The organism is Amycolatopsis sp. DSM 110486 (genome assembly GCF_019468465.1).
Classification (GTDB): Bacteria; Actinomycetota; Actinomycetes; order Mycobacteriales; family Pseudonocardiaceae; genus Amycolatopsis.
In genome coordinates this window covers 1,502,066-1,515,480 of sequence record NZ_CP080519.1, presented here as the reverse complement: position 1 = coordinate 1,515,480, position 13,415 = coordinate 1,502,066, and the positions used below count along the sequence as shown (strand labels likewise).

Sequence of the window (13,415 nt, the reverse complement as noted above, 5' to 3'; positions counted from 1 at the left end):
TCGAACATGCGCACGATATCGATCGAGTGAATCAAGCGCGCACGGCGGTACTGTCCAAATAGGTCAGCACCGCGCGGATCCGGCGGTTCTCGTCCCGGCTGGCTTCCAGGCCCAGCTTCGCGAAGATGTTGCTGATGTGGTTCTCCACGGCGCCCTGGGTCACCACCAGGGTCTTCGCGATGGCGGCGTTCGACAGGCCCTGCGCCATCAAGCCCAGGACCTCGGTCTCGCGCGCGGTCAAGGCGTCCAGGGGATCGCGGCTGCGGGAGAGCATCTGGGCGACCACGTCGGGGTCGATGGCGGAGCCGCCGCCGGCCACGCGGCGGACGGATTCCAGGAAGTCGGCGACGTCGGCGACGCGTTCTTTCAGCAGGTAGCCCACGCCGGAGGTGCCTTCGGCGATGAGGTCAACCGCGTAGCTGCCCTCGACGTATTGCGAGACCACCAGGACCGGCAGGCCGGGGATCTCCTGCCGGGCGGCGATCGCCGCCCGGATGCCCTCGTCGGTGAAGGTCGGGGGCATGCGGACGTCGGCGATGACGAGGTCGGGGCGGTGCTCGCGGATGGCGACGAGCATGGCGTCCGGGTTGTCGACGGCGGCGGCCGTGGTGATGCCGACGTCGGCGAGCAGGCTTTGCACGCCCGCGCGCAGGAGCACGGAATCCTCGGCGATCACGACACGCATGAAACGGCTCCTTAACAGCATCACCAGCGGACAGGGAGATCGGCGCGCACGACAGTCGGCCCACCCATGGGGCTGACCACCGTGAGCACACCGTCGATCGTGGCGGCGCGGTCGGCGAGGCCGGCCAGGCCGCCGCCGGGGCGCACCGAGGCGCCGCCGCGGCCGTTGTCCATGATTTCGACGACCACGGTGTCGTCGTCGCGGCTCACTCGCACCGAGGCGCGGTCGGCGCCGGCGTGTTTGGTGATGTTCGTGAGCACCTCGCTCACGATGAAGTACGTCGTGGTCTCCACCGGCGCCGGCGGGCGCGGGTCCACGGAGACCTCGACGTCGACCGGGATCGGCATGCGGGCGGTCAGCGACGACAGGGCGGCGTCGAGGCCACGGTCCTGCAGCACCGGCGGGTAGATCCCGCGGGCGAGGTCACGCAGCTCGGACACGGCCAGCTTGGCGTCGGCGTGCGCGGCCCCGATGAGCTCGCGCACGGCCGCGGAATCGTCGGAGTCGAGCTTCAGCTGCGCCCGCCCCAGGCTCATCGCGACGGCCACGAGCCGCTGCTGCGCGCCGTCGTGCAGGTCGCGTTCGATGCGCTTGCGCTCGGCCTCCACGGCATCGACGCCGCGCGCCCGCGAGTGCTGCAGGTGCTGCGTGCGCTCCTCCAGCTGCGCCGTGCGGTCCGGCCCCAGCATCGACAGCGTGAACTCGGCGTGCAACGCCCCGATCCGGGGCGCCACGAAGATCCCGAACGGTGGCACCGCCACCGAGACGATGCCCGCCACGAACTCGACGATCCCCAGCGGCATCGCCACGAGCACGAACACCAGCTCACGCCACGTCACCGGGTCGACCAGCCGCGCCTGCCACACGGCCAGCAGACCGTTGCCGTTGGGCTGCTTGCGCCGCGGCTGGGCCACCTCGACTCCCAGCAACCTCCGCACCGACCGCCGTTCGAGGTCCGCGAAGCCACGCATCACGCCCGTCGCGATCAGCGACAGGGGGATGCCCACCCACAGCATCGTCGTCGCGACCCCGACGATCATCGACACGAGGACGACCACGAACGCGAAGATCCGGATCGGGAAGTTCCCGATGAGGAACCCGATCGTGCGGATCGCGTGGGGCCGCCGCGTCATCGGCATCGCGCGATCCGCTCGAACTCGGGCACGAGGTCGTCGAGCGTCGGCGTCGCCAGCATCTCGTCGCGGACTTCCAGGGCGCAGCTGCGGAACGAGGGTTCTTCCAGGAGTCTCAGCAGTCCTGTTCGGACATTCCCCGGCGTGACGGCCTCCAGGTCCACCAGCAACCCGTTGCCCCGCTTCACCTGCGCGACGGCCGAACCCCGCTCGCTCCACGTGGTGCCGGGGATCACGAGCTGAGGCACGCCGTTGACCACGGCGTTGCCGATGGTCGCCCCGCCGCCCTGGTGGATGATGGCCGAACAGCTCGCGAGCAGCTCGTTCATGGGTACGAAGTCGACCGCGCGCACGTTGTCCGGCACCTTCCGCACAGACGCCAGCTGGTTCGCGTTGAGCGTCGCGATCACCTCGACGTCGAGGTCCGCGAGGCCGTCGAGCAGGTCGGACACCGACGTCTCCTCGACGCCCAGCACCTGCCGGTTGGAGATGCCGAGCGTGAGCATCACGCGGGGGCGCGCCGGCTCCTCGAGCACCCAGCGCGGGATGGCCATCGGCTTGTTCTGCGGGATGAACCGCGCCGGCAGGTAGTCGACGTCGACGCCGTCGTAACGCAGGTAGGACGGGTGGCAGTCGATGGTCTTCACGCCGTGGCGCAGGGTTTCGTCGTAGTCCGCACCGAAGCGCGCCACCGCGCCCGACATCCACTCCACGAACGGATCCGGCGCGTCGGAACGGAGATCGCGGTATTGCGCGTTGATGCGCGCCGTCTGGTCCATCGCGTACATCATCCGCAGGTGCGGCACCCCGATGGCGTGCGCGACGATCGGCGCGGCGTAGATCATCGGGTCCCACACCACGAGGTCCGGCTGCCACTGCCGTGCGAAGCGCACGAGCTCGTCGAGCAGCGAATCGGGCGTGGTCCAACGGAACACGTCGACCCAGTGCTCGTAGACGTTGCGCACGTACTCCTCGGTGTACCGCTCGGGCCGGCTCTCGGAGATGCGGAAGTCGCCCTGCATCGCGTTGTTTCCCTCGACCTGCAACTGGCGGTGGCGCGCGATGTCGAGCTCGGTGCCGAACCACATCGCGTCGAGGCCGGTCTCGGCGAACGAGGCCACCTCGCGCGGGTTGCACTGGCCGACGAACCGCACCTCGTGGCCCGCGGCCGCGAGCGCCCAGCCGACCGGCGCCATGCTGTAGACGTGCGTCCTCGTCGGGAAGACCATCAACATGACTCGCATGGGACGCACTCTCCGAACTGGCTCGACCTGCTGGCGGGAAAAACGTTAGTGCGGACAACTCGCGCGGCCGACCCGGCAACGCGCCGCTAGGGGTCGTGCACCCCTAGCGCCCTTCCCTCGAAAAGCCCGCCGGACTAGAGAGGACAGGGCGGACTTAGACCGGCTTTAGACGCCCCTTAGGGGCTGGTGACGACGGCGCCCCTGCGGCTAGACATGAACGTGGGTCCGGCGGCAACCACCCGCCGGGCGAGGGATACGAACGAGGTGATGAGCATGGCCGTGGCGCCCACCGCGAAGGGCTGGGTTCCCTTCGGCGAGCACCGCACGTGGTACCGGGTCACCGGTGTCGTCGGCGGCGAGCTGCCCGCCGTCGTCGTGGTCCACGGGGGACCGGGCAGCACACACGACTACCTGCTGAACCTCTGTTCGCTCGCCGAGCACGGGTTTCCGGTGGTGCACTACGACCAGCTCGGCAGCGGCGGTTCCACGCGGCTGCCGGACAAGCGCGCGGATTTCTGGACGCCCGAGCTGTTCGGCGACGAGCTCGACAACCTGGTGCACCGGCTGGGCATCGAGGACAACTACGTCCTGTATGGACAGTCGTGGGGCGGCCTGGTCGTCGCGCGCCACGCGGCGCAGCGGCCCGAGGGATTGCGCGGGCTCGTGATCGCCAACTCGCCCGCCTCCTACGAGCTCTGGCGCTCCGAAATGGACGTGCTCCGGGACCGGCTCCCGCCCGGTGTCGACGAGCAGCTGCGAGCGCACGAAGCGGCCGGCACCACGGACACGCAGGAGTACTTCGACGCCATGCGCGTGTTCTACGACCGCCACGTCTGCCGCGTGCTCCCGTGGCCGGGCGACTACCTGGCCTCGTTCATGGAGATGGCGGACAACAACACCGTCTACTCCGTGATGAACGGGCCGAGCGAGTTCACCGTCACCGGCACGCTCAGGGACTACTCCGTGGTCGACGACCTCGACGACATCGAGGTGCCGACGTTGCTCATCTCCGGCCGGCACGACGAAGCCACACCCAAGACCGTCCAGCCCTACTTCGACCGGATCCACGACGTGCGCTGGGAGGTTTTCTCCGACTCCAGCCACGTTCCGCACCTCGAGGAACCCACACGGTTCCACGAGGTCCTGCTGAGCTTCCTGCGGGAAGTCCACCCCGCCGCCAACGCCGAAAGTGAGGCAACCAGCCATGGATGAGGCCAGAGGATCGGCGGTGGTCTTCCCCGGGATGAGCCCCTGCCGCTTCGCCGACTTCGGCAAGTTCCTGCTCATCAACCCGTTCGCCCGCCGCCTGATCGGAGAAGCCAACGACCGGCTCGGCTATTCGCTGGTCGACCGCTTCCGCGAGACGGAGGGGGACTACTCCGAATACGCGCAGGTCGGGTTCATGCTCACGTGCCTCGCGCTCGCCGAGTGGGCCGAGCAGGAGTACGACATCAGCCCCGACTACTGCACCGGCCCGAGCTTCGGCGAGAAGCCGGCCAGTGTGTATGCCGGAGCGCTGACGTTCCCCGACGCCGTGTGGATGACGGCGGAGCTCGCGCGCTGTCTCACCGAGTTCTTCGCCACGGAGTACACCGACGTGGTCACGCACTCGTTCGTGCGCACGCCCGAGGAGAAGCTCCTGGACGCGCTGAACGACCTCGACGGACGCGGCGAGTGGTCCGACATCTCGTGCTACATCGACCACGACTTCTACATGGTCTCGTTGCGCGAGCGGAACCTCGACTGGCTCAAGCAAGCGGTGCGCAGCATGGGCGGGTTGTCGTTGTACACCATGCGCCCGCCCCTGCACTCCCGTGCTTTCGCCGCGCTGCGCCGGAAAGCGGAGGACGAGGTCATCGGCGGTCTGGACTTCCACGATCCGCTGCTCCCGATCGTCGCCGACCAGGACGGGTCGATCCTGCGGTCCGGGGAGCAGGTGCGCACGATGCTGCTCGACAGCATCGTCAAGCCGCTGCGGTGGCCGCACGTCGTCTCCTCCCTGGAACAGCTGGGCGTGCGCAAGCTCTGGGTGGCCGGTCCGGACACGCTGTTCGGGCGCGTCCGCGCGACCACGAGCCGCTTCGAGGTGGTGACGGTCAACCCGCGGCTGGCCCTGCAGCCCCGGAGGCGGGGCGCAGGACCTTCGCGGGTCAGCTAGCCGGCTGCAGCTCGGCCAGCGTCGCCCAGAGCCGGCCCGGGTTCTCGAAGGTCTCGAGGTTGAGGGCGTCGTCCTCGAAGCGCACGTTGTAGTTCTGCTCCAGCACGGCGAGCAGTTCCACGGTCGCGAGCGAGTCGAGGCCGTACTCGCGCAGCGGGGTCTCGGCGGTGAGTGCCTCCTCGGCGGGGAGGAACGGGAGGAACGTGCGAAGGGTCTCGTCGAAAGAGCTGTCCCACATGACTACTCCGGATGGCTAGATCGGTATCTACCAGGCAGGAAAACCGACCGCCCGGTTCGGTTTTGGACTCTACCGCGCGTCGTCGTTCCGGATCGACGCATCGGCACCCCTATTGCTAATCCGACCAAAAGCAGGCGGACCCCCGGGCACTACGTAACAGTTGCTCCGAGGGCCGTCGCCGTGACTGTGGTCGGATTAGCAACGAACGGCACAGCAAGGAGGAGGACGACGATGGACACGAGCTTCACCGGCGGGCTGCACTCGCGCTTCCTGCGTGGCCTGGCCCTTTCCGAGAACGGCACCGCCGTCCGGGTCGGCGACCAGGAGCTGACCTACGGCCGGCTTCACGAGCAGGCGCTGCTCTGGGGCGGCGCGCTGGCCGAAGCGGGCGCGCGCACCGTAGGGGTGCTGGCGGGCAAGGGAATCAGCGCGTACGCGGGGATCCTGGCCGGGCTCTACGCGGGCGCCACGGTGGTGCCGCTGCGGCCGGACTTCCCGGCGGCTCGCACCGCGCAGATGGTCGAGGCGGCGGGGGTCGACGCGCTGGTGGTCGACGATCGCGGCCAGGCGCTGCTGGCGGACGTGCTCGGTCAGCGGCGGGTTCCCGTGCTCACCCCGGAGACGCGGGTGCAGGGTTTGGTCGAGCCGCGGCAGGTGCGGCCGGAGGATTCCGCGTACATCCTGTTCACGTCCGGCTCCACCGGTCGGCCCAAGGGCGTGCGCATCGGCCACGGTTCGACCGAGCACTACTTCGGCCTGCTCGACGCGCGCTACGACTTCACGCCCGACGACGTCTTCTCCCAGACGTTCGACCTGAACTTCGACTGCGCGATGTTCGACCTGTTCTGTGCCTGGGGTGCGGGGGCGCCGGCAGTGGTGTTGCCCGGTCGCGCCTACCGCGACCTGCCGGCGTTCGCCGCGGAGAGCGGGCTGACCGTGTGGTTTTCCACGCCGAGCGCGATCGACCTGGTGCGCCGCACGGGTGGGCTCACGCCGGGTGCGTTGCCGGGCTTGCGGTGGAGCTTTTTCGCGGGCGAGGCGCTCACCGTGCGCGACACGGCGGACTGGCGCGCGGCGGCGGTGAACTCGCTCGCCGAGAACCTCTACGGCCCCACCGAACTCACGATCACCGTCGCCGGTTACCGCTGGGACGACGAGGAAACGCCGAGGATCGCCGTCAACGGGGTGGTGCCGATCGGGGCCGTGCACGAGGGGCACGACCACCTGCTGCTGGGCGAGGGTGACGTCGAGGAAGCCGAAGAAGGCGAGCTGGCCATCGCGGGCCCGCAGCTGACGCCGGGTTACCTCGACCCGGCTGACGAACGCGGCCGGTTCCTCGACCGCGAGGGCCGCCGCTTCTACCGCACGGGCGACCGCGTCCGCCGGCTCGGCGACGACTTGGCGTACCTGGGCCGCCTCGACTCCCAGGTGCAGGTGCTGGGCTGGCGCATCGAGCTCACCGAGGTCGAGCACGCGTTGCGCGCGACCGGCGTCCGCGACGCCGTGGCCCTGGGAGTGCGCGGCGACGCCGGTCTGGAGCTGTTCGTGTTCTACACCGGCGGCGAGCGCCCGGCGATCGAGCTCGTGCGCGCGCTGCGCAAGGTCCTGCCGGAGGGAGTGATCCCGCGCCACTACCGCCACGTCGACGAGTTCCCGCTGAACTCCAACCGGAAGATCGACCGGAAGGCGCTCGCGGTCGAAGCCGAAGTGCTGCTCACGCCGGTAGGCTGAGCTGCGTGGCGAAGTACGTGATCGGGCCGGAGGTCGCGTTGCGGCTGGCCGAGGAGCGGGCCGTGGTGGGCCATCAGTTGCTGGCGCCCACGCTCATCCGGTCGCACGCGCTGTCTCTGCTCTACGCGCAGGTGCGCGAGGGGAAGCTGACCAAGAAGGACGCCGCCGCGCGACTCGACCGCGTGCGGGCGCTGAAGATCCGGTTGCTCGGTGATCGGGTGCTGCAGGCGACCGCGTGGCAGGTCGCCGAGGAGCTCGGGTGGGCCGACACGTTCGTGGCCGAGTACGTGGCGTTGACGCGGTTGCACGGCGACGCGTTCGTGACGCTCGACGAGCAGCTCGCCCGTGACCTCGACGGGGTCGTGCCGGTCGCGGGGTTCGAAGCACTGAGCTGAAGCCTGTCTTAAACGGCCTGCTACGCCTGGGTTTCCGGGCGGGGCGGGCCGTTTTCGCGTGCGCGCTTAGGGGCGGTTAGGGGTGTGGCCACGCGCGCCGCCGCGGCTAGTTTTCCCGGGGTCGAGGGGCGGATCGAGGCCCCGGTTCTCGAGTTCTGGTGGGAGCAGTCGTGAACGGTACTTCGCTCGTCCATTCCCTGCTCGACGAGGCGGTGGCCGACGCACCCGGGTCGACGGCGGTGCGCGACCGGGCCGGCGCGTGGACCTACGCCGAGCTGGCCGCGTGGAGCCATGCGGTGGAGGTGGTGCTCGCCCGGCGCGGGGTGCGGCGCGGTGACCGCGTGGTCGTGCAGCTGCCCACCACGCGTGAGCTGGTCGCGTTGTTCTTCGGCACCACCCGCCGCGGCGCGGTGTTCGTGCCGGTGAACCCGGCGATGAAGGCGTTCCACTTCGATTCGGTGGTGGGCAACGCCGAGCCGGTGCTCGTGGTCACGCCGGAAGAAATGATTCCACTGTGGACCGAGGTCGAAGCGGCCTACGGCGAACGCATCGAGGCCACGGACGTCGACCCCGACGACGTCGCCGTGCTCATCTACACCTCCGGCAGTACCGCGGCGCCGAAGGGCGTGATCGGCCCGCACCGCCAGGTCACCTTCGCCGCCGGCGCGATCCAGGCCGTGCTCGGCTACCGCGGCGACGACGTGGTGTTCTGCCGCTTCCCGATGTCCTGGGACTACGGCCTCTACAAGGTCCTGCTTTCGACGCTCGGGCGCAGCGAGATCGTGCTCGCCGACGCGGAGTCCGACCTGCGGCTGCTGCGGCGGATGCGCGAGGTCGGCGCGACGATCGTGCCCATCGTGCCCTCGCTCGCCACGATGATCGCCACGCTCGCCGGTCGCGAGACCGAACCGGCCGCGCCCGTGCGCCTGTTCACCAACACCGGCGCCGCGCTGCCCGAGAGCACGATCGCGCAGCTGCGCACCGCGTTCCCCGGCACCCGCGTGGTGCGCCAGTTCGGCCAGACCGAGTGCAAGCGCATCACGATCATGCCGCCCGACGAGGACGACCAGCGTCCCGGCGCGTCCGGGCTGCCGCTGCCGGGCACGTCCGTGCTCATCCTCGCCGCGGACGGCACGGAGCTGCCCGCCGGCGACATCGGTGAGATCGTGGCCGCCGGCCCGCACGTGATGCCGGGTTACTGGCGCGCGCCGGAGCTGTCCGCCCGCGCGTTCAGGCGCGACGAGGCCACCGGCGAGCTGCGCCTGCACACCGGCGACTACGGCCGCCTCGACGCCGACGGGTACCTCTACTTCGAAGGCCGCCGCGACGACATGTTCAAGCGCAAGGGCATCCGGATGTCCACTTTGGAAATCGAGGCCGCCGCCATGGACATCCCGGGCGTCCGTGCGGCCGGCGCGATCCCGCCGGGCGACACGCGCGATCTCGCCATCTGCGTCGAGAGCGACCTGCCGCCCACCACCGTGCTGCGGGAGCTGGCGAAGCGGCTCGAACCGCAGAAGGTCCCGTCCCTGTGTCACGTCGTCGACGAGTTCCCGCTCACGGCGCACGGCAAGAACGCCACGAAGGAACTGGCCCTGCTCGTGGAAGGCGCGCACAAATGACCCAGCAGTTCGCCGAACGCTTCGGCACCCCCACCTACGTCTACGACCTCGACGTCGTCGCACAGTCCCGCGACCAGCTCTTCGGCCTGCTGCCCGAGGGCTTCCAGGTCTTCTACGCGCTGAAAGCCAACCCGCACCCGGAAATCGCCCGCGAGCTGCACAACGGTGGCTGCCGCGCCGAGATCAGCTCCACCGGTGAGCTGGCCAACGCGCTGGAGGCGGGTTTCGACCCGAGCGAGATCCTCTACACGGGTCCCGGCAAGACCGGCGCTGAGTTGGAGCAGGCGACCGAGACCGGCGTGCGGCTGTTCTCCGTCGAGTCGCTCACCGATCTGCAGCACGTCGGTGCGGCAGCGGAGAAGCACGGCGTGGTCGCTTCGTGCCTGCTGCGCGTGAACACCACGCAGGGCAGCGCGTCGACCGGCATCCGCATGATGGGCCGGCCCTCGCAGTTCGGCATCGACGCCGAGACGCTGCCCTCGCTCATGCCCGTGTTCAAGGCGGTGGCCGGCACGCGCGTCGCCGGTGCGCACTTCTTCACCATGAGCAACGCCAAGGACGAGGACAGCCTGCTCGGTGAGTACGAGTTCGTGCTGCAGTCGGCCGCGCAGTTGCACCAGGAAGCGGGCCTGCCGCTGGAGCTGCTCGACATCGGCGGCGGCTTCTCCTCGCCGTACGCGGTCCCGGGCCCCCGCACCGACTACCCGAAGCTGCGGGCGGGGCTGGAGCAGTTGCTGGACCTGTACCTGCCGGAATGGCGAACGGGGGAGGTCGAGCTGGCCTGCGAGTCGGGCCGGTACCTGTCCGGCAGCTGTGGCTCGCTGCTCGCCGGGGTCGTGAACGTCAAGGAGAGCCGCGGCAGCAAGTTCGTGATTCTCGACGCGGGCATCAACGTCGTCGGCGGGCTGTCCGGCATCGGCCGGCTGCTGCCCGCGGCCGTCGGCATCGAAGACACCGCTCCGTTCGGCGAGACCGGCAGCCTCGTCGGTCCACTGTGTACTCCCGGTGACTCGCTGGCGAAGGCCGCGCGCCTGCCGGAGCTGGCGCCCGGCGACGTGGTGACTGTGCCGAACGTCGGCGCGTACGGCGTGACCGCCAGCCTGATCAGCTTCCTCGGCCGGCCCGCGCCGACGGAGGTCATGGTGCGCGGTGACGAGGTCGTGTCCGTGTCGCGGCTGGACTACCAGCGTGCCTACGAGGTTTCGCCGTGAGCGAGGAGATGAACGCCTACCGCGGCGGCGTGGTCACGGAACCGCCGCGCACGGTGATCGTGAGCAGCATGGCGTCGGACTCGCACACGTGGAACCTCGTGTACCTGGAGCTGCTGGTCGGCGAGCTCGGCTTCGACGTGGTGAACCTCGGCGCGTGCGTGCCCGACGAGCTGCTGGAGTCCGAATGCCTCAGCCGGCGCCCGACGATGCTCGTGATCAGCAGCGTCAACGGCCACGGCTACCAGGACGGCCTGCGCGTGATCCAGCGCTTGCGATCCTTCCCCGAGCTGCGTGCGCTGCCGGTGGTGATCGGCGGCAAGCTCGGCGTCGGCGGCCCGCTGACCGAGGAGGAGACGGCGCGGCTGCTGCTCGCCGGCTTCGACGCGGTCTTCGACGACCAGCAGAACAACGCGTCCTTCCGCCGGTTCGCCGCGACGTTGACCGCCGGTGCCGCCCAGCTCCCCGTGCGGGTGGAGGGGGTGTGAGCTTCGAAGAGTTCGTGGCGAGCAGGCACGCGGCCGGGCAGCTGGTCGTGCAGCCCCGTATGGGGTTCGCCGACCCGGTCGTGATGCGCGCAGGGCTGGCGGCGACCAAGAACGCCGCCGCCACGACCGTTGGCACCGTCACACTCGACAGCTACACCCGCGTCTGCGACACCGATTCCGTCGCGCACGCCCTGGCCCACGGCATCGCGCTCAACGGTTACCCCATCGTCAATCACCCAGCCGAGGTCACGCGCGCGATGCTCGACGGCCTCGAAGGCCCGGACTTCCCGGTGCAGGTGCGCCACGGTTCGGCGCGGCCCGCGGACATCTTCCGCGCGATGCTCGCCGCCGGCCTGCACACCACCGAGGGCGGGCCGGTGTCGTACTGCCTGCCCTACAGCCGCACGCCGCTGGACGAGTCCGTGCGCAACTGGTCCGCCTGCTGCGAACTGCTGGCCGGCGCCGAGCTGCCGGGCGGACGCGCGCACCTGGAGACGTTCGGCGGCTGCATGATGGGCCAGCTCTGCCCACCGAGCGAGCTCGTGGCGTTGAGCGCGTTGGAGGCGTTGTTCTTCTACCGCAAGGGGTTGCGCAGCATCTCGGTGAGCTACGCGCAGCAGACCAACTTGCGCCAGGACCAGGAAGCCGTCGCGGCGCTGCGCCGGCTGTGCACGGAACTGCTGCCCGGCGCGTCGTGGCACGTGGTGATCTACGCCTACATGGGCCTGTTCCCGCGTACGCCGGCAGGCTCGCTGAGCCTGCTCGGCAAGGCGGCCGAGCTGGCGCTGAGCACCGGCTCGGAGCGGCTGATCGTGAAGACCGTCGCCGAGGCACACCGGATCCCGACCGTCGCGGAAAACGTCCAGGCGCTCGAACACGCGGGTGCCGTGCGAGCCACCGAGAAGGTCACCGTGGAGGCGGACAACCAGGTCTACCGCGAGGCCTACGCGCTGGTCGACGCCGTGCTCAACAGCCACGAAGATCTCGGCCGCGCGATCGTGGTCGCGTTCAAGCGCGGCCTGCTCGACGTGCCGTTCTGCCTGCACCCGGACAACGCCGGGCAGGCCCGCAGCTATCTCGACCCGGCCGGCCGGCTCTGCTGGTCCGACCTCGGTTCCCTGCCGCTGCGCCGCGTGGTCGAGCGCGGTCACGGCGGTGCGATCACCTCGTCGACCTTGATGTCGGCGCTCTCGTACGTCCAGCACACCCACGACGCCCAGGCATTGGAGCAGCCGATGACCGCGATTGGAGGGGATTCGCGATGAGTACGCGCCGGACCGTCCGGGCCTACCCGTTCGACATGCAGGAGATCTCCGTTTCCGAGCTGTACCACATGTTGCAGCGCGAAGAGCCGATGAGCCGGGTGCAGATGCCCTTCGGGGAACCGGCGTGGCTCGCCACCAAGTACGCCGACGTGAAGCTCGTGATGACCGACCAGCGCTTCAGCCGGGAGCTGGCGCAGGGCCTCGACCAGCCGCGGATGCGCCGCCAGCAGATGGGCGACGGCATCATGGGCATGGACCCGCCCGACCACTCGCGCCTGCGCCGCCTGGTGTCGAAGGCGTTCACCGCGCGCCGGCTCGAGCAGATGCGCGAAGGCGTGCAGACGCTCGTGAACGACCTGCTCGACGGGATGGTCGCGCGCGGCGGCTCGGCCGACGTCGTCGAGGAACTCGCGCGTCCGCTGCCCGTCACCGTGATCTGCGACCTGCTCGGCGTGCCGCAGGAAGACCACAAGATCTTCCGCGAGTGGACGCAGGCGCTGGTCAGCGACGCCACGGCCAAGGACGACGTGCTCGACGTCTACGGCGACCAGCTCGACAACTACGTCGCCGGGCTCGTGGCGCAGCGGCGCGAGGAGCCGACCGACGACCTGCTCGGCGCTCTGGTCTACGCGCGCGACGCCGGCGACAAGCTCACCGAGAACGAGCTGATTTCCATCGCCGGCGCGGGCCTGCTCACCGGTGGTGTAGAGACGGTGTCCACGGCGCTGCCGAGCTTCCTGTTCACCTTGCTGACGCAGCCGGAGCTGCTCGCGCAGCTGCGGGCGGACCCGGAGCTGATGCCGACCGCCGTCGAGGAACTGCTGCGGTACGTGCCGATCAACACCGCGGCAATGTTCGCCCGCTACGCCACCGAAGACGTGCGCTTCGGCGACGTCGTGGTGCGCGCGGGCGACCCGGTGCTGCCGGCGTTGCACGCGGCGAACCGCGATCCGGAGGTGTTCGCGAACCCCGACACCGTCGACCTCACCCGCAGCCCCAACCCGCACGTGGCGTTCGGGCACGGCCCGCACCACTGCATCGGCGCGCAGCTGGCGCGCCTGGAACTCCAGGAAGCGCTCAAGGCGATTCTCGCGCGCTTCCCGGAAATGCGGCTCGCGGACGGTCGCGAAGGCGTGAAGTGGGAATACGGCGTGATCGTGCGCGGGCCTTCGCTCCTGCGCCTCGCGTGGTGATTTCCCTGCCCCTAGCGGCTTTTTCTGGGGATCCGCGGCGGCGCTGAGCCGACTT

Annotated in this window: 13 protein-coding genes; 9 read left to right on the top strand and 4 right to left on the bottom strand. The window is 69.8% G+C overall.

Annotated elements, in window-relative coordinates; all coding sequences use genetic code 11:
• Positions 1-31 precede the first annotated feature (31 nt).
• From K1T34_RS07180 to K1T34_RS07170, 3 genes are read right to left on the bottom strand one after another with little or no spacing between them, the layout of a single operon-like run.
• A complete protein-coding gene (locus tag K1T34_RS07180; protein WP_220243499.1) occupies positions 32-685 on the bottom strand; it encodes a response regulator transcription factor in 654 nt (217 codons plus the stop codon).
• A 20-nt stretch (positions 686-705) separates the two neighbouring features.
• Positions 706-1,824, bottom strand: coding sequence for a sensor histidine kinase (locus tag K1T34_RS07175; RefSeq protein ID WP_220243498.1), 1,119 nt, complete (start codon positions 1,822-1,824; stop codon positions 706-708).
• On the bottom strand, positions 1,815-3,062 hold the full coding sequence (locus K1T34_RS07170) for a nucleotide disphospho-sugar-binding domain-containing protein (protein ID WP_255638374.1): 1,248 nt from the start codon (positions 3,060-3,062) through the stop codon (positions 1,815-1,817). Before K1T34_RS07170 ends, K1T34_RS07175 begins: the two co-directional genes overlap by 10 nt.
• Positions 3,063-3,335: 273 nt before the next feature.
• On the opposite strand from K1T34_RS07170, the gene K1T34_RS07165 reads away from it, so the two are divergent.
• Positions 3,336-4,274 (top strand): proline iminopeptidase-family hydrolase, encoded by a 939-nt coding sequence (locus tag K1T34_RS07165; protein ID WP_220243497.1) that lies wholly within the window; start codon positions 3,336-3,338, stop codon positions 4,272-4,274.
• A complete protein-coding gene (locus tag K1T34_RS07160) occupies positions 4,267-5,220 on the top strand; it encodes an ACP S-malonyltransferase (RefSeq protein WP_220243496.1) in 954 nt (317 codons plus the stop codon). Before K1T34_RS07165 ends, K1T34_RS07160 begins: the two co-directional genes overlap by 8 nt.
• On the opposite strand, the gene K1T34_RS07155 is transcribed toward K1T34_RS07160, so the two are convergent.
• Entirely contained in the window at positions 5,213-5,458 is a 246-nt protein-coding gene (locus K1T34_RS07155) for a phosphopantetheine-binding protein (protein ID WP_220243495.1), read from the bottom strand. The two genes, K1T34_RS07160 and K1T34_RS07155, sit on opposite strands and share 8 nt — an antisense overlap.
• 231 nt (positions 5,459-5,689) lie before the next feature.
• On the opposite strand from K1T34_RS07155, the gene K1T34_RS07150 reads away from it, so the two are divergent.
• From K1T34_RS07150 to K1T34_RS07120, 7 genes are all read left to right on the top strand, one after another.
• A complete protein-coding gene (locus tag K1T34_RS07150) occupies positions 5,690-7,189 on the top strand; it encodes an AMP-binding protein (protein WP_220243494.1) in 1,500 nt (499 codons plus the stop codon).
• A 5-nt stretch (positions 7,190-7,194) separates the two neighbouring features.
• Positions 7,195-7,584, top strand: coding sequence for a type II toxin-antitoxin system VapC family toxin (locus tag K1T34_RS07145; RefSeq protein ID WP_220243493.1), 390 nt, complete (start codon positions 7,195-7,197; stop codon positions 7,582-7,584).
• Positions 7,585-7,754: 170 nt separating this feature from the next.
• Positions 7,755-9,206, top strand: a complete 1,452-nt coding sequence (locus tag K1T34_RS07140) for an AMP-binding protein (protein ID WP_255638373.1) — start codon at positions 7,755-7,757, stop codon at positions 9,204-9,206.
• Positions 9,203-10,417 (top strand): type III PLP-dependent enzyme, encoded by a 1,215-nt coding sequence (locus K1T34_RS07135; protein WP_220243492.1) that lies wholly within the window; start codon positions 9,203-9,205, stop codon positions 10,415-10,417. Before K1T34_RS07140 ends, K1T34_RS07135 begins: the two co-directional genes overlap by 4 nt.
• The gene (locus tag K1T34_RS07130; protein ID WP_255638372.1) at positions 10,414-10,902 is read left to right on the top strand and encodes a cobalamin B12-binding domain-containing protein; all 489 of its coding nucleotides are present in this window, start codon (positions 10,414-10,416) and stop codon (positions 10,900-10,902) included. The genes K1T34_RS07135 and K1T34_RS07130 overlap by 4 nt, the downstream gene beginning before the upstream one ends.
• The gene (locus tag K1T34_RS07125) at positions 10,899-12,167 is read left to right on the top strand and encodes a methylaspartate mutase (RefSeq protein ID WP_220243491.1); all 1,269 of its coding nucleotides are present in this window, start codon (positions 10,899-10,901) and stop codon (positions 12,165-12,167) included. Before K1T34_RS07130 ends, K1T34_RS07125 begins: the two co-directional genes overlap by 4 nt.
• Positions 12,164-13,360 carry a cytochrome P450 gene (locus K1T34_RS07120; RefSeq protein ID WP_220243490.1) on the top strand — a complete coding sequence of 399 codons (1,197 nt, stop codon included), beginning with the start codon at positions 12,164-12,166 and terminating at the stop codon, positions 13,358-13,360. Before K1T34_RS07125 ends, K1T34_RS07120 begins: the two co-directional genes overlap by 4 nt.
• The last annotated feature ends 55 nt before the right edge of the window (positions 13,361-13,415 follow it).